General features: G+C 49.0%; 13 protein-coding genes. 2 read left to right on the top strand and 11 right to left on the bottom strand.

All coding sequences use genetic code 11. The annotated features are described in order from the left end of the window. Window positions 1–2 precede the first annotated feature (2 nt). The 3 genes from lpxA to lpxC are packed head-to-tail and all read right to left on the bottom strand — an operon-like array spanning window position 3 to window position 2,174. A complete protein-coding gene (lpxA, locus tag HZA49_06410) occupies window positions 3–818 on the bottom strand; it encodes an acyl-ACP--UDP-N-acetylglucosamine O-acyltransferase (protein MBI5779072.1) in 816 nt (271 codons plus the stop codon). 2 nt (window positions 819–820) lie between these two features. Then, a complete protein-coding gene (fabZ, locus tag HZA49_06405; GenBank protein MBI5779071.1) occupies window positions 821–1,303 on the bottom strand; it encodes a 3-hydroxyacyl-ACP dehydratase FabZ in 483 nt (160 codons plus the stop codon). A 37-nt stretch (window positions 1,304–1,340) separates the two neighbouring features. After that, on the bottom strand, window positions 1,341–2,174 hold the full coding sequence (gene lpxC, locus HZA49_06400; GenBank protein ID MBI5779070.1) for a UDP-3-O-[3-hydroxymyristoyl] N-acetylglucosamine deacetylase: 834 nt from the start codon (window positions 2,172–2,174) through the stop codon (window positions 1,341–1,343). Window positions 2,175–2,350: 176 nt separating this feature from the next. Here lpxC and uvrA point away from each other — a divergent pair, with 176 nt between their 5' ends. Then, a complete protein-coding gene (uvrA, locus tag HZA49_06395; protein ID MBI5779069.1) occupies window positions 2,351–5,329 on the top strand; it encodes an excinuclease ABC subunit UvrA in 2,979 nt (992 codons plus the stop codon). A gap of 46 nt (window positions 5,330–5,375) precedes the next feature. Further along, complete coding sequence (locus HZA49_06390) at window positions 5,376–6,503, top strand: PilT/PilU family type 4a pilus ATPase (GenBank protein ID MBI5779068.1); 1,128 nt, start codon at window positions 5,376–5,378, stop codon at window positions 6,501–6,503. Between the two features lie 16 nt (window positions 6,504–6,519). Here HZA49_06390 and HZA49_06385 read toward each other — a convergent pair whose 3' ends face one another. From HZA49_06385 to HZA49_06350, 8 genes are all read right to left on the bottom strand, one after another. Continuing rightward, the gene (locus HZA49_06385; GenBank protein MBI5779067.1) at window positions 6,520–7,107 is read right to left on the bottom strand and encodes a hypothetical protein; all 588 of its coding nucleotides are present in this window, start codon (window positions 7,105–7,107) and stop codon (window positions 6,520–6,522) included. A 65-nt stretch (window positions 7,108–7,172) separates the two neighbouring features. Next, window positions 7,173–7,775 carry a cyclodeaminase/cyclohydrolase family protein gene (locus tag HZA49_06380; GenBank protein ID MBI5779066.1) on the bottom strand — a complete coding sequence of 201 codons (603 nt, stop codon included), beginning with the start codon at window positions 7,773–7,775 and terminating at the stop codon, window positions 7,173–7,175. Between the two features lie 5 nt (window positions 7,776–7,780). Then, entirely contained in the window at window positions 7,781–9,637 is a 1,857-nt protein-coding gene (oadA, locus tag HZA49_06375) for a sodium-extruding oxaloacetate decarboxylase subunit alpha (GenBank protein MBI5779065.1), read from the bottom strand. Further along, window positions 9,625–9,855: a hypothetical protein gene (locus HZA49_06370; protein ID MBI5779064.1), complete on the bottom strand. Its 231-nt coding sequence runs from the start codon at window positions 9,853–9,855 to the stop codon at window positions 9,625–9,627. The genes oadA and HZA49_06370 overlap by 13 nt, the downstream gene beginning before the upstream one ends. 6 nt (window positions 9,856–9,861) lie before the next feature. Further along, window positions 9,862–11,406 (bottom strand): methylmalonyl-CoA carboxyltransferase, encoded by a 1,545-nt coding sequence (locus tag HZA49_06365; GenBank protein MBI5779063.1) that lies wholly within the window; start codon window positions 11,404–11,406, stop codon window positions 9,862–9,864. Between the two features lie 1,719 nt (window positions 11,407–13,125). Next, entirely contained in the window at window positions 13,126–14,040 is a 915-nt protein-coding gene (locus tag HZA49_06360; protein MBI5779062.1) for an SEC-C domain-containing protein, read from the bottom strand. A gap of 106 nt (window positions 14,041–14,146) precedes the next feature. Next, window positions 14,147–14,974 carry an alpha/beta hydrolase gene (locus HZA49_06355; GenBank protein MBI5779061.1) on the bottom strand — a complete coding sequence of 276 codons (828 nt, stop codon included), beginning with the start codon at window positions 14,972–14,974 and terminating at the stop codon, window positions 14,147–14,149. A 280-nt stretch (window positions 14,975–15,254) separates the two neighbouring features. Next, window positions 15,255–16,523: a hypothetical protein gene (locus HZA49_06350; protein ID MBI5779060.1), complete on the bottom strand. Its 1,269-nt coding sequence runs from the start codon at window positions 16,521–16,523 to the stop codon at window positions 15,255–15,257. Between the last annotated feature and the right edge of the window lie 25 nt (window positions 16,524–16,548).

The raw sequence follows: 16,548 nt of genomic DNA, 5'->3' as shown, positions 1-16,548 counted from the left end.
GACTACCTGGCCGGCACCTTGCGGAGCGATTCGCGATAGCGCCCGTGTTTGCCGTCCCGGGTGTTTTGCAGTGATTTTATCAGATACTGAACCTCTTTGCAGGGATTCTTTTCAGGCGAAAGCAGTTTCTGAAATGCCTCGGCGGTTGTTATCTTACCGCGCCAGATAAGTTTGTACGCCGCTTCTAAAGCGCTGATAATCTCCGGCGGGAACCCTCTTCTTTCCAGGCCGATGGCATTAAGGGCGCGCACCTTGGCCGGATGGCCTTCGGCAATCATATAGGGAGGCACATCCTGAATCACCCGGGCAATTCCTCCGATAAAAGCATGGGCTCCAACAGTAACCAGATGGTGAACCCCGACCATCCCGCCTAAAGCCGCGTAATCCTCTATGTGAACGTGTCCGCCCACCTGAACGGCGTTGGCCATAATGATATTATTGCTTAAAACGCTGTCGTGTCCGACATGGGCATATGCCATCAGATAATTATTGTTGCCGATAACCGTCTCCTGCCTGTCCTTCATAGTACCGCGGTTGAGCGTGACAAATTCCTTGAAGGTATTATTATCGCCGATAATCAGGCGGGTCGGCTCATTCTTGTAGCCGACATCCTGGGGCGGGGTGCCAACACTGCAATAGGCCAGGAACTTATTATTCCGGCCGATAGTGGTATGCGATTCAAAATGGCAATAAGGGCCGATAATATTACCCGCGCCGATTCTGACATCAGGCCCGATAGTCGTATATGGACCGATGGTAACGCTCTGGTCAATCTCCGCGCTCTTGTCAATAATGGCCGTCGGATGAATATTTGTCATAATTATTCCTTATCTACCAGCATAAACTTGAACTTTGATTCTGAAGCCACCTCTCCTTCCACGGTAATCTTGGCTTCGGCTTCAACAATTCTGGACTTGACCTTGGTGGTATTGACTTCTATGCGCAACTGGTCTCCCGGAATGACCGATCGCCGGAACTTAGCCTCGTCAATCGACAAAAACATGGCTATTTTCTTTTCGTTACCGGCCCGGGAAAGAAGCATAATACCAGTCAACTGCGCCATCGCCTCAATCTGCAGAACGCCGGGCATAATTGGCATACCCGGAAAATGCCCCTGGAAATACGGTTCATTCATCGTGACGTTCTTTATCCCGACCGCACGCTGGTATCCTTCCATTTCTATAACCCGATCCACCAGGAGAAAAGGATACCGATGCGGTAGGATATTATGGATTTCCCTGATGTCAAGCCTCACGCCTTTATTCCCATCGGAAGATTTAATTTCGCTATTTTCTGGATTCATAACATTATCCTCCATTTATCTGATTAATTCAGCTGCCTTAGAGTAATCCAACCAATTTCCTGACAAATTCTACATTTTGTCTATGGCCGGTCTTAACCGCTGCTATTTTAGCAAATAACGAGGCATTTAACAAGTATAAATCGCCGATTAAATCAAGTATTTTATGGCGCACGAATTCGTCTTTAAAGCGCAAGGTGTTCTGGACGATTTTGTCATTATCCACCACCAGAACATTCTGATAATTGGCTGACTTACCTATTCCCTGTGCCTGAAGAGACGCCACTTCGTCGGCCATACAAAACGTTCGGGCCGGGGCTATCTCCGAAATAAAGTTATCCTGTACCAGTTCCACTGATAAATGCTGATTGCCGATAATCACGGCGCTATGCGAAAAGGTATAGTCAACAGTTAATGAATCGTCAGCGGCTGGCAAGGCAATAATAGAGCACTCGCCATCCCTGTAATTAACCGGCGCATTTATTCGCAGGACTCTCCTGGGTGCGCGCTGTTCCTCAATACCGGCTTTTAATAATAAATCCACAAATAACTTAGCGCTGCCGTCCGTATTCGGTATCTCATAGGTTGCAGATTGACTATCAGAATAAATCTCGATATCAATATTGGTAATACCTAATCCGTTCAAAGCTGCCATTAGGTGTTCTATAGTCTCGATAATGATGCCGTCTTTCCCGATGGCATTGCGGCGGTATTGGGTCAGCACGTTACTGATAGAAGCAGAAATTCTGGCGCCATTGGCAATGAATGTTATGCCATCATTAACTTTAGCGGGCTGGAAACACAATTTCACTTTCTGCCCGGTAAAAAGTCCGATGCCTTCACAGAAAACAGGCTTTTTAATAGTACATTGCATTAAGGTTTTCATTTCGCTTCGCTCAGGGTCACGCTTCGCGGCCTCTTCGAGTTCACGCTTCGCTTAGTTCATTACCTTTATTCTATACCAAAAACCACTAGCCATCGTCAAAGAATAAATCCCAAAACGTAGACACAGTTTACAAAATAATATATACTGCAGGATTAATTACCCCTATGACCAATCATATATCCATACGCGGAGCCAAGGAGCATAATCTCAGGAATATCAACATTGATATCCCGCGTGATAAACTAATTGTGGTAACCGGTGTCTCCGGCTCAGGCAAGACCTCCCTGGCTTTTGATACCATTTACGCCGAGGGACAACGCCGTTATATCGAATCGCTCTCGGCCTACGCCCGGCAGTTCCTGGAACAAATTGCCAAACCGGATGTGGAATCTATCGAAGGCCTGCCTCCCACGATTTCTATAGAACAACGGGGCGGAACCGGCACACCTCGCTCGATCGTGGCTACCACTACCGAGATATATGATTATCTGCGCGTTATCTTCGCCCGGTTGGGCCAACCCTTCTGCCCCAAGTGCAATAAACCAATTGTCAAACAGTCCGCCCAGCAGATTATCCAGCATATCCAATCATTCCCGGCTTATTCCCGGATTATTGTCCTGGCTCCGATTATCCGAGGCAAAAAAGGCGAACATCGGGATGTCTTTGAACGCATCCGGCGCAATGGCTTTGTCCGAGTCCGGGTTGACAACAAGGTTATAGAACTCGGCTCATCCGTCCCTAAACTGGATAAATACAAACGTCATAATATCGAGATAGTCATCGACAGACTGAGCGTTGAGCCTGCCGGCATAGAAAAGAGCCGGCTGGCTGATTCGGTCGAAACCGCATTGAGATTAGGCGAAGGATTGGTCATCATCTCGCATCAGCCCCAGGGCAAACGGTTTTCCGACCTGGTATTCTCGGAGCATTTTGCCTGTCCGGAATGCCAGATAAGTTTATCGGAATTAAGCCCGCGGATATTCTCGTTTAATTCACCTTATGGCGCCTGCCCACGCTGCAACGGCCTGGGCACACGGATGGAACTGGATATGGACCTGATTGTGCCTGACAAGTCGCTCTCGCTGGCTAACGGAGCCATCGAGGCTTGGCGTAAATCCGGACACCGGATGGCTATTTATTATTCGTATGTTATCAAGGAGTTCGCCGGCGATTTCAACATAGCTATGGATGCGCCTTTCTACAACCTGCCTGAAGATAAGAAACGGATCCTGATGTACGGCACCAATCAACCAGATGAAGCCAAATATAAACGCAGTTTTACCGGCGTGATACCGGACTTGGAGAACCGGTTCTACAAAACCCAGAGCGAAGGAGTCAAGCACCGGATACACTCATATATGAGCGAACTGCCCTGCCCAACCTGCAAAGGCGCGCGCTTAAAACCAGAGCCACTGGCCGTCCGCATCGGCGGAAAAAATATCTCCGAGGTGATTCAGATGGCGGTTAAGGACGCCTATCACTTCTTTGATAAACTCGTCCTAACCGCTGAACAGACGCTTATCGGACAGATGGCGTTAAAGGAAATCAAGAACCGCCTTTCATTTCTGATAGACGTGGGACTGTCCTACCTGACATTAGACCGGCGCAGTTTGACGCTTTCAGGCGGCGAGGCCCAACGGATACGGCTGGCTTCCCAGGTCGGTTCAGGTCTGGTCGGGGTCTGCTATGTCCTTGACGAACCAACCATCGGACTGCACCAACGCGATAACCAACGCCTGCTCAATACCCTGATAAAATTAAGAAACTTAGGCAATACAGTCATTGTAGTTGAGCACGACGAAGACACCATCAGGGCATCGGATTATCTGATTGATGTCGGTCCGGGCGCCGGCACCCGGGGTGGACAGGTAATCATCTCGGCTCCGAGTAAGGATGTCCTAAACGGTAAAATGACAAACAATAATAATACTGTAAAACCGCCTAACGGAACTTCAGGAGAAAATAATAATAACCATTCCCTGACCCTGCAATACCTGACCAATAAATTAAGAATAGAAGTGCCAAAGAAAAGGCGTTTTGACCGCAATCTATTCCCGCAGCCAAATACTGCTAATAATAAAATAAAAAATGACAAATCAGAAGGCCGCAGTGACCGCGCCAGCGAACTCCGCAGAGACCGCGCGAGCGAACATAACTGGCTAAACATCATCAGGGCCCGGGAATTCAACCTGAAAGACATCAATGTACCCATCCCATTAGGTTGCTTTACCTGTGTAACCGGCGTATCCGGCTCAGGCAAAAGCACGCTGGTCAATGAAATCCTCTATAAAGGGCTGATGAAGAAAATTTACCGGAGCCGGATTCGTTCAGGTGAATGCGACGACATTATCGGTGCCGAACATGTTGACAAAGTAATTATCATTGACCAGTCGCCGATTGGCCGGACGCCTCGTTCAAATCCGGCCACTTATACCGGCGTCTTTGACGAGATACGCAAGGTCTTTACCATGACTAAGGAAGCCCGATTACGGGGTTACCAGTCCGGCCGATTTAGTTTTAATCTCAAGGCCGGCCGATGCGCCGACTGCCAGGGCCAAGGCACTAAACTAATCGAGATGCACTTCCTGCCTGATGTCTACATCACCTGTGAACAGTGCAAAGGCAAAAGATATAACCGCGAGACCCTGGACATCACCTACCGGGGTAAGAATATCGCCGATGTCCTGGAAATGGAGGTCTCAGCCGCCGTGGAATTCTTCCAGAACTTCCCGCATATCGTGCGCATCCTCAAGACACTCGATAACGTCGGACTGGGCTATATCGCCCTGGGCCAATCCAGCATCACGCTCTCAGGCGGCGAAGCCCAGCGGGTCAAGCTATCAGCTGAATTAGGCAAGACCGCCACCAATAAAACCCTTTACATACTTGACGAGCCGACTACCGGCCTGCATTTCTCCGATATCAATAAACTGCTCAATGTCCTCAATCGACTGGTGGACCGCGGTAACAGCGTTGTGGTCATCGAACATAATATGCACGTCATCAAAATGGCTGACTATATCATTGATCTGGGACCCGAAGGCGGTGATGAAGGCGGCCGAGTAGTCGCTTCCGGCACCCCTGAAGAGATTGCCAGGCAAGAACGCTCTTATACTGGAAAAATATTGAAGAAATATCTATAATTTGTTACATTAAGAGTACGGGAAGTCAAACTGAAAGGAATCAAATATGTCTGAAACTAAAAAGGAATTAGACGTCAAGGGATTATTTGCCGCCGTGGTGGCCAAGAACGCCTCTGATTTGTTCATCAAAGTCGGCGCCCCACCCATGATCCGACTGACCGGAAAATTGGAAGTTCTCCCTCAGACTTTCCCGCTCACCCCGGAGATGGTAGAAAAACTCTTCCTGGAAATCACCACTGAAAAATTAAGGCAAAAATTCGTGGACCAGGGTGAAGTGGATACTGCTTATGAGGTCTTTGGCATGGGCCGGTTTCGGGTAAATATTTTCAGGCAAAAAGGTTTTATCGGAATGGCCATGCGCTATATCCGCTCCAATATCCCGCCGATAGAAGAACTGGGACTACCAATGAAACCGTTGCAGAAATTAGCTACCACCACCCGCGGTCTGGTCATTGTCACCGGCATCGCCGGCAGCGGAAAATCCACCACCATTGCCGCCCTGATAAATTACATCAATAAAAACTGGCGCAAACACGTGGTCACCATAGAAGACCCGATAGAATACCTCTTTATGGACGAAAAATCACTGATTGACCAGAGAGAATTGGGAATTGACACGTTTTCATTCACCTCGGCGCTGAAACATGCGGTCCGCCAGAGCCCGGATATCATTATGATCGGCGAAATGCGCGACAAAGACACGATGGAAGCGGCCATCGGTGCGGCCGAAACCGGTCACCTGGTCATCAGCACCCTGCACAGCATCAATTCATTCCAGACCGTGGAACGGATTATCAATTTCTTTCCGCCCCACCAGCATCCACTTCTGCGCCAGCAGTTGTCGATGCTCCTGCAGGGCGTGATTTCCCAGCGGTTAATCGCCCGGCACGACGGCAAGGGAATGGTTCCGGCCGCTGAAATACTGCTGGCCACGCCGACTATCAAAGATATGCTTTATGAAGGCAAGACCCGCGAATTATATGATGCCATCAAGGAAGGCAATACCTACTACGGCACCCAGACCTTTAACCAGTCGTTAAAGTACCTCTACCAGAATAATTTCATCAGCGTGGAAGATGCCCTGGCCTTTGCGGACCGGCCTGATGAACTGAAACTGGAACTGCGCGGGATTACCAAAGGCGATGCCTCTGACTTTGATTTCAAGGTTAAATAAGCTGGAGTAGACCGGATTATATCCTGAATTCAAAGAGTTGTGAAAATTCCTGCCTTAGGGAATCTAACTCCTCATCCGAAATGTTTACTTCGGCCACCTCATAAACCTTAGCATCACCCCCGAAGTTATCGGGACTCCGCTGCGGCTTCGCAAACCGCTCCAGGACCAGATACCGGGTATTGTCCCGGGTCAGCGGGCTCTTCAGCCGCAATAATTTCTTGCGCATCATAATCAAAGCAAAGAGGTATTTTACCTGGGATTTTAATCTGGTGTCCTGAACCACCGGCACAGACGTATTCTCTGCCGCGGGCACTTCAGTTGCTTCCTTAAATAGGTTATCAAAGAAATTAAGCAGAACCTCGCGCGGGGTCTTGGGCGGCTCAGCCGGTGGTTCTATGACAGTCTGCCAGAAGGAAAAGGGTGGCTCTTCACCGGCCGCGGTCCGCCGCTCCCAACAATTAGCGCAAAAATCCCGGCGCAATAGGCGCGGCTCCCCTGTTTTATCCGTTGGATTAGGGAACAGCGCCGAAAAATAATGCTGGCTGACCTCTATAGTTGAGTTACATTCCTGACAGCGTTTGGTGGTTTTTTCTATCTGCCACATAATAGCATAGAGCTTATAGCATAGAGCTTATAGTTTCTACGCTATACGCCCTACGCTCTTTGCTCCTACATCCAATCATCAAGCCAGAGAATGGTCTCGGCAAATGCCTGCTCCACCTTCTCTATATCTTTTTCTATCTTGCGCGAGACCTTCTTGTCAGTGAGCGATTCGACGTTGACAATAACGTTCAGCCGGGCCCCGTTATAAGCCGCTTTGCTGAGCAGGGCCGCCACGTTGATGTCGCTCAATATCTGGACCGGCAGAAGTTTCCGGACCTTGCTTATCTCGTTGAGGTTTTCCAGCGACAGGAGCATTGTCCTATACGGCACTTCTGTGGCGGCTTTAAGGGCCTTGTTAATCTCGCCCCGGCGCTTAAGGACGTGATGCGGGAGTTTATATGCCTGACTAACCTTATCGTATGCCGCGCTATCCGCCTCGGCCAGTTTCAAAAGCGCGTAATAATTCCGGCGGAATATCTTCTGCGCTTCCTTGAGCGTCTCAAAATCATGCGAATGGGCCAGCACCTTCTTGAGCGCGATACCGCTGGCCATACTGCCCAGCGATGCGCCCAGGGCTCCGGCGTATGCCGAAACGCTCCCGCCGCCCGGCGTGGCCGTCGGCGCCGCTATCATCTCCAGATATTTTTCCAAACTAATCTTGCTGTACATAATCTTTACCCCTTTATCTTCATCAGTATTGTTTGGTTATCAACTGTATCGCCCACCTTTATTGAAATCTCGCTGATAATACCGTCGCCGGGCGCGCAGATTTCATTCTGCATCTTCATCGCCTCAAGTATAAAAAGCACTTCCCCTTTCTTGACCTTATCTGATATTTTCACCTTGATATTTACCACCTTGCCGGGCATCGGCACCGTGACATTGGTCATACCGCCCTCAGTCGCAGCCTGAACCGGCGCTATTGGCTGGGCGGATTTTACCGCGGCCGGCTCGGGCTTAATTTCTGCTGCCGGCTTCTTTAATCCGGATTTTCCCGAATAAGAAACCTTGACATCATAAGGCCGGCCCTCTACATCCACCTTTAAACTGCCGGATGAAGCCGGCGTAACCTTGACCGAATATTTCTTGTTGTTCAACTCCAGTACCAATGTAGCCTTAGAAGAATATGAATCTACCTCCTCCTTGGGTTGTTTCGCCTCTACAGGGCTTACTGCTGGCGCCGGCGCTGCAACCACTGCCGGGTTAGCCCAGAATTCCTTGGCCACCAACGGGAAAAGCGCATAGGCCAGCACATCCTCATCTGACGGCTGGTCGGTCTGCTTTAAGGCCTTGACTGTCTCAAGCGATTTGTCCCATTCCGGCGCAATGGACTCGGCCGGCCGGGTGGTAATCGGAGTTTCATTCCCGATAGCCTTCTTCTGCAGCTCCTCGTCAATCAGCCCGGGCGAGCGGCCGTATAATCCCTTGATGTAATCCTTGACCTCATTGGAAATCATCTTATAGCGCTCGCCCAGAATGACATTAAAGACCGCCTGGGTACCGACGATCTGGCTGGTCGGCGTGACCAGCGGCGGATAGCCCAAATCCTTGCGCACCAACGCGGTTTCCTTGAGCGCCTCATCGTATTTATCCAGCGCATTCTGCTCCTTGAGCTGCGATATCAGATTGGAAATCATCCCGCCCGGGGTCTGATGCACTAATATCTTCGGGTCCACCCGTTCTGAAATCGGGTCTAAAATGCTCTTATATTTCTCGCGCACCTTCTGGAAATGTTCTGAAATCTCAACAATAATGTCTAAATTAAGTCCGGTATCAAACGGCGTGCCTTTGAGCGCGCCGACAATGCTCTCGGTCGGCGGCTGTGAGGTGCCCCAGCCGAACGGCGAAATGGCTGTGTCCAGGTAATCAACCCCGGCCTCACAAGCCAGCAGATATACCATCGGCGCCATGCCGCTGGTGCAATGGGTATGCAGATGCACCGGCAGTTTAATCTCTTTCTTCAAAGCATTAATCAGGTCGTAAGCCGCGGTCGGCGTGATAATCCCGCTCATATCCTTGATGCAGATAATATCAGACCCGGCATCCTTGAGCTCGCTGGCGAAACTGATGAATTTCGCAATGGTATGAATCGGACTGACCGTGTATGATATGGTGCCTTCCACCATGGCCCCGGTCTTCTTGGCCGTCTTGATGGACAGTTCCAGATTCCGGATATCATTCAGGGCGTCAAAGATACGGAACACATCGATGCCATTGTCTCGCGACTTTTGGATAAACTTGACCACGATATCATCCGGATAATGGCGGTAGCCGACCAGATTCTGGCCGCGCAGGAGCATCTGAAGCTTGGTGGACTTAACCCGCTCCCGGATTTGCCTCAGCCGTTGCCAGGGATCCTCCTTGAGATAACGCAGGCAGACGTCAAAGGTCGCCCCGCCCCACATCTCCAGGGAAAAGAATCCGACCCGGTCCATCTTTTCCAGAATCGGCAGCATATCCTCAGTTGCCATCCGGGTGGCAATCAATGACTGGTGCCCGTCACGCAAAACAGTTTCGGTTATCTTGACCATTGGTTACACCTCATCCCTTTTTCATTTACCTGAGGGAAAAACGCCTGCTTCCAGCGGTTACGTCTACCGGTTTGCCTGATAAAAGGTCTGCCGGTCTGCCTGTCTGCCGGTTGACTGGCCGACTGAAGGACTGGCTGACCATCCGACAGATACGCATAAACCGCCGCGCTGATAAGCGCCAGGTCATTCTCTCTCATCTCTCCACTCTCATCTCTCATCTCTTCTTAGAGCGGTATATTCCCGTGTTTCTTAGGCGGCCGGGACTCCCGCTTATTCAACAAACTCTCCAGGGCCGTAATCAGTTTCGGCCGGGTCTCCTGCGGCTCAATCACCTCGTCAATATACCCGCGCTCGGCCGCGATATAGGGATTCTCAAACTTTTCCTGGTATTCGGACACCAGCTTATCCTTGGTCTTCTTGGCGTCCTTGCTCTCGATAATCTCCTTACGGAAAATAATATTCACCGCGCCATCCGGACCCATCACGGCAATCTCAGCCGTCGGCCAGGCGAAATTCATATCCGCCCGGACATGCTTACTGCACATCACGTCGTATGCCCCGCCGTAGGCCTTGCGGGTAATCACAGTCAGCTTCGGCACCGTCGCCTCGCAATAAGCGTAAAGTAGTTTAGCGCCGTGCCGGATAATGCCGCCGTATTCCTGTGCGCTGCCCGGCAGGAATCCCGGCACATCCACAAAGGTCACCAGCGGAATATTAAAGGCGTCGCAGAACCGGACAAAGCGTCCGGCCTTGACCGATGCATTGATATCCAGGCATCCGGCCAGATGAGCCGGTTGATTACCCACTATTCCGATACTGTGCCCGTTCAGCCGGGCAAAGCCAATGACCATATTCTTAGCCCACTCGCTGTGTATCTCCAGGAACTCCGCGTCGTCAACCACGTGCTTAATGACATCAATGATATTATAGGGCTTGTTAGAATCATCCGGTATGACCTTGAGCAATTCCTTGGCCATCCGGTTGGGCTTGTCCTTGGGCTTGGCATACGGCGGCTCTTCCATATTATTGGCCGGGATAAATCCCATCAACTCCCGAATCAGTTTGATGCCGGCCTTCTCGTCATCAGCCGCAAAATGGGCCACGCCGGACTTGGCGTTGTGGGTCATCGCCCCGCCTAATTGCTCAAAGGTGATTTCCTCGGCCGTCACGGACTTGATGACCTCAGGCCCGGTGATAAACATATGGCTGGTGTTCTTGACCATGACGATGAAATCGGTCAGTGCCGGCGAATAAACCGCGCCGCCGGCGCAGGGTCCCATAATAATGGAAAGCTGTGGTATGACTCCGGAGGCCAAAGTATTGCGGAAGAAAATCTCGGCATATCCGCCCAGCGAGACCACGCCTTCCTGGATTCTGGCGCCGCCGGAATCGTTGATGCCGATGATTGGCGCGCCCACCTTCATAGCCAAATCCATCACCTTGCAAATCTTGTTGGCAAAGGCCTCGCCCAGCGAGCCGCCGAAGACCGTGAAATCCTGGCTGAAGACATAGACCAGCCGGCCGTCAATCGTGCCGTAGCCGGTGACCACGCCGTCGCCCAAGACCTTTTTATCCTCCATACCGAAATGGTCGCACTGGTGGACCACAAAGGCGTCCAGTTCCTGGAAACTATCCTTGTCCAGCAACAGGTCAATCCGTTCCCGGGCCGAGAGTTTACCCTGCTGGTGTTGTTTGGCGATTTTGTCCTTACCGCCGCCCAGGAGCGACTCGGCCTTCTTCTGGCGCAATAACTTCAATTTGTCTTCCATAATTTACAGCTTAGAGCATAGGGCTTATAGCATAGATGTTAAGGAATTTACTATACGCTCTACGCTCTTAGCTCTATGCAGGTTAAAGTTTAACGAAATCACCGTCAATGGCATCCTTGCCAAAGACAATCGTCCGCCACCGGTTAATAATGAATCAATACCACTTCTGCCTGATGGAGTCAAATAAAGAAAAGCTTTTTATCATCCCCATTGTTTCCAATCCCCTCATATCCCTCTTTGTTAAATCCCCCTCTCCCGCCCGAACGACCGTTCGGTCGGGCGGGTATCCCCCTTTTGCAAAGGGGGAGGCAGGGGGATTAGAGGAAGTTAAGGGGGGGATTTTTATCCGTATCTTCCCTTAACACCCCCACCCGGAAGCCCTTCGTCCCCTTCACCATTCTAAACTGACCGAAAATGGCCTTGTGACAAAGAAAATAGGAATTTGGCGTAAATTCTTTAAATAACCAAACTTTACCCGGTCGGCTCATGCAAAATCGGTGAAAATGTCGTAAAATTCAACACTGAGGTGCCTAAAGGGGGTACTACCCCTACTACTCCTCCCCCCGGGGTATACTACCCCCTACCCCCCTTATATGCTAACCATGGGTACTGGTTGTCGTATCCATAGGTGCCTGTTGTCGTATATATGGGTGCGGGTTGTCGTATCTATGGGTATCGGCTGTCGTATCCGTAGGTGGCTCTTGTCGTATCCATGGGTGCCTGTTGTCGTATCCATAGGTGGTGATTGTCGTATCTATGGATACCGGTTGTCGTATCAGTGGGTACTGGTTGTCGTATCAGAGGGTACCTGTATTGCTAAGGATGGGTATCTGGTAATATAGGAATGGGTGGCGGCAATCGTATCCCTGGGGTCGGTTTTTTGGTAAAGAACGGGCTGACGTAGCGTGAGCGTCCGCCTTTGGGCGGGGAGTCCCGATGGATATCGGGAAATTCGGATTCCCGGTCATCTGAACCACGACATTTTTCCCAAATTTAATCCTGTCTCCAACGGTCATACCCTTGAGCCCTAACTTTACTTTTGCGATTGCCATACTTTTATCCTCTCTTTCTGGGATTGCTTCACTTCGTTCGCAATGACAGTCATTGCGAGGTGGCCCGTACGGGCCAACGTGGCAATCTCTCATAACTCCATATAATACTAATGTTATATCACCAAGCGGTGACTTTGCCCCATGTCGGATTACTCCAATCCCATGTCGGATTACTCCAATCCTATACCGGAATGTTCCAATCCCATATCGGATTACTCCAATCCCATACCGGAATGCTCCAATCCCATACCGGAATGCTCCAATCCCATACCGGATTACTCTATCCGATATCGGAATGCTCCAATCCCATATCGGAATGTTCCAATCCCATATCGGAATGTTCCAATCCCATATCGGATTACTCCAATCCTATATCGGAAAATGACTGCATTTCCCTCACGGGATGCGCTGCTGCTTTCACCTCCTTTCTGATGAGTAGAATAGCTGAAAAGGGGAATGGATTTCTTTGTGACCAGAGTTTACCCTGAGCATAGCGAAGGGTTATAGTCCGTTAGACCTCACCGAAACTCAAATAGCGTAGGCAGGCCACCAGTACTCCGCCCCTACCCCGAAACAATCGGGGGGCGCCTGCCTGCCGGTAGGCAGGTAGGCCCGGGTCAAGGTGGTGTTTCCGTGATTCCAGTGTGGTGTTGTAGGTGTCACCGGATTACGACAAACTTTTGTTATGGAGATCCTCTTTTATTAAATTAAAGACATCTTTATATAGAGATAATAAATAGCCGTATATTTTAGTGCAATATATATCAAGTTGCTCTTCTGTTGGCATTGACGGATAATGTACATTAACAGTCAATCCGCCAGTATATGGCTCTTCAACAAAACATTTAAAATTCTTCAATCGAGAATAATGAGTGATTGTATCTCTCATACCCGTCACTTCTTGAATCCAAATTTTTCTATTTGCCTCGAAAATCTCTGCAATTCCTTGCCGACCTTTTCTATATAAAACATCAATAACCGTCCCCCCTGCCCGATAATTTTCTCCTTCACCTCTATGCTTAAAGGTGTATAAACTTTTTAGCTCAGGATAAAAAAATGCTAAACCCTTTATTAATAAATCCAAACTACTTTTTACTTGGAATAAAAATGCTTCTGTATTATATAGCAGAATGTGATTTTCAGTTTCAAACTTCGCTCCAGATCCCGCCTTATAATTTTCCTTGAATTTCTCTACTTGACTGACAATTTCATTTTCGATAGCCTTCTTATGGTACTTAACAGCGTATAATTTGTGCTCGCAGTTAACAAATTTCTCCAAGACGGTGTTATCAATCGGCTGTTTAAGACAACTATGAATAATACGAACAATATCTTCTATTTCACTGGCTACGTCATTTTCCTCTCTTACACCGATAGTAACGTTTAAAAGACCGGGTTTTCTTATCCAGTTCCCCTTATTATCACCAACTAAATGGTAATCAATAGTTTCAGGTTTATTTGACGGAGTTACTTCCATAAACTTACCTTTCTCAGAACAACATTTTTTATACTTTTTACCGCTTCCACATGGGCAAGGAGAATTTCTATCTGGTTTCATTTCAATCCCAAATTCTGGGGACATAAATTCCAGGAACACGTCCTAATTTATTTTTATTCTACCATTTCTTCTCGATTAAAACAAGGAACCTTAGCGTCTCTGTGCCTCTGTGGCTAATTATTTGAATGCCCTACTTAAAACACCTATCCAGGAACGATTTCAGGCCGTTTACATACACATCCCCTGAAGTGATAAATCCATTATTATGGTCGCCCTGGATTTCTAAAAACGTTTTAGGTTTGGATGCCTTGTCGTATAACGCCCTGCCGAATTCAAAGGGAATAGTTTCGTCCTCAGGGCTGTGGATGATGAGTTTGGGGCATTTTATCAGGCCAATCTTGTCAATGGTGGCGTATTGAAATCTGGCAATCAGGCGTATCGGCAACCAGGGATAAATCCGCGCCCCCATATCAGGCACTGAGGTGAAACTGGATTCTATGACCAGCCCGGCCGGATTATTATGTAAAGCCGTCTCAGCGGCAATGGCACCACCCAATGAATGCCCGTAGATGATGCATCTGGCCGGTGATTTCTTCCGGATATTAATCAGATAATCCCAGGCCGCCTGGGCATCCAGATAGGTTCCATTTTCCGATGGCTCTCCGCCGCTCCGACCGTATCCGCGGTAGTCAAATACCAGCACAGACAGATTCATCTTGTTGAACAAGGCAATCCGGTTCAGCCAGGTGGAGATATTGCCGGCATTGCCGTGGCAGAACAGGACAGTAGCCCTTTCAGATGTACAGGGAATATACCATCCGGTTATCCGAACGCCATCCGTGGTGGTAAAGACAACATCTTCATACGCCAGCCCGATATCATCAGGTGTGCCGGTAATCTCATCATCCGGGAAGTAAATCATCATCCCCTGGCCCAGATATACCAGGCCCAGGATACCCAGATACGCAGCGATAAGAATGATAAATATCCTGAGCAGTAACTTGCTGATTTTATTCATAGGATAATTACGTAAGCGGATTAAACGGATTTTGCAGATAGACACGGATAAGATATAACAGGGACTTGTGGCGCCGAAGCGCCATGGCGCCCTTATGGCGCTCAGACGATATTAAGCAAGATTGTCTCTTTAAGGTCTCTTAAGAGTCTCTGTTTAGTTTTATTTTGCTCTTCTGGATTCCCGCTTTCGCGGGAATGACATCTGCGCAATCTGTGAACACCGCAGTGACCGCGATAGCGAAATCTGTGGTTAATATACGGGCGCTATTCTTAAAACTATTTTATTCCACCCGATATACTTTCTTCAGGTTTTCCAGGCGGCTTCTCAAGCCGTCGGCGATAGTACTTAACCGGCGCGGGTTTTTCATCGGGAGCGTGCTGATAAATCCCGGCTTCTCCAGCCATCGGGCGTGCTCCTCAATCACCTTTCCCAGAGATGATATAAGGAACTTCTTATCCTTAGCTGTCTTCAATGACTTTTCCGCATCCTGGAATAGCATATCAAAATAGTAATTAATATCCTTTTCCAGCACGGTAAAGTAGTCCTCTTTTACCTTTACCTGAATAGGATTCTTTTGATGGTATTCCCTGTCGTCAAAGGCCAGTCCCAGTTTCTGATAGGTCTTTTTGATGATTGCCTCCTGGCAGACGAAGCAGAAATCCACGTTGAAATCAAATCCGCGCATAAAACAATCCGCCTGGGGGCGATAAACCCCTTTCGGGAGATAATAACCGCCGCTATATAGGCCGATAATCCCTTCAGTACCGGGCAACTCAAGGAAATGCCCCCATTTCAGTGTCTTTATCAGCGCTTCTTTTGAGGTATCGGTTACCACCGCGGCTAATGTTACATTAGGCGCGTAAAAATCCACGGCGCCGGCCAATTTAACATTTTTGCCCATGTCATAATCAACATATTCATCAGCCAGATTAGCAAAGGAGTGTCCGATTTCGTGCAAGGCGGTGTTCTCAAAATCGCCGCAGGTGGTAAAGGTCGGCGCTGGTATCGGCTGTTTATTATATATCAGGACGTTTCCCGTGCCGGCATTGCGCTGGTCGTTGACAATAACCAATGCGATATGCAAATCCTCAATCCAGGCCTTCTTGACAATCTGCCCCAAACGCTCCGGCTTTTGTATCAGTATATGCCGGCCCTTCTGCGTCCCGTCCGGGTTTGTTTCTACCGTGGTGTCCAGGATATTCCTCTTTTTATCCTCGCCCGGATTATTCTCAGCGCCGCTGGTGTAGGACTCGGCATAGATGACATAGATGCTGAAATAATCCTGGTATTGCCGGAACGGCGCCTTTTTCAGGAATGCGTTGACCACCTTCTGGCAATCGCCTTCGTATTTGCCGCCCGGGGCTAAATCCTTCTTGACATAGCCGTCGCCGACGATGACTATTTTTACGGTCTTATCCGCCTTGCCGCTGTGCGGTTTCTTGATTTGCAGCCGACTTAAATTATAGTCGCTGTCCTTGTCGGTCAGACCGGGCTGGACAAACACAACAAGAAGAAGAACAATAACGGTGATGAGAATTTGTTTCACCATAATTTATAAGTGCTTTGTAGAGAAT

It is taken from the genome of Planctomycetota bacterium, from assembly GCA_016235865.1.
Taxonomy (GTDB): domain Bacteria; phylum Planctomycetota; class MHYJ01; order JACQXL01; family JACQXL01; genus JACRIK01.
Note: the sequence above shows the minus strand (reverse complement) of the source record. Positions and strands in the feature narration are given on the sequence as shown.

Coding starts and splice junctions, on each gene's coding strand:
- lpxA (MBI5779072.1), bottom strand. CDS start 818: ATGACAAATATTCATCCGACGGCCATTATTGACAAGAGCGCGGAGATT.
- fabZ (MBI5779071.1), bottom strand. CDS start 1,303: ATGAATCCAGAAAATAGCGAAATTAAATCTTCCGATGGGAATAAAGGC.
- lpxC (MBI5779070.1), bottom strand. CDS start 2,174: ATGCAATGTACTATTAAAAAGCCTGTTTTCTGTGAAGGCATCGGACTT.
- uvrA (MBI5779069.1), top strand. CDS start 2,351: ATGACCAATCATATATCCATACGCGGAGCCAAGGAGCATAATCTCAGG.
- HZA49_06390 (MBI5779068.1), top strand. CDS start 5,376: ATGTCTGAAACTAAAAAGGAATTAGACGTCAAGGGATTATTTGCCGCC.
- HZA49_06385 (MBI5779067.1), bottom strand. CDS start 7,107: ATGTGGCAGATAGAAAAAACCACCAAACGCTGTCAGGAATGTAACTCA.
- HZA49_06380 (MBI5779066.1), bottom strand. CDS start 7,775: ATGTACAGCAAGATTAGTTTGGAAAAATATCTGGAGATGATAGCGGCG.
- oadA (MBI5779065.1), bottom strand. CDS start 9,637: ATGGTCAAGATAACCGAAACTGTTTTGCGTGACGGGCACCAGTCATTG.
- HZA49_06370 (MBI5779064.1), bottom strand. CDS start 9,855: ATGAGAGATGAGAGTGGAGAGATGAGAGAGAATGACCTGGCGCTTATC.
- HZA49_06365 (MBI5779063.1), bottom strand. CDS start 11,406: ATGGAAGACAAATTGAAGTTATTGCGCCAGAAGAAGGCCGAGTCGCTC.
- HZA49_06360 (MBI5779062.1), bottom strand. CDS start 14,040: ATGTCCCCAGAATTTGGGATTGAAATGAAACCAGATAGAAATTCTCCT.
- HZA49_06355 (MBI5779061.1), bottom strand. CDS start 14,974: ATGAATAAAATCAGCAAGTTACTGCTCAGGATATTTATCATTCTTATC.
- HZA49_06350 (MBI5779060.1), bottom strand. CDS start 16,523: ATGGTGAAACAAATTCTCATCACCGTTATTGTTCTTCTTCTTGTTGTG.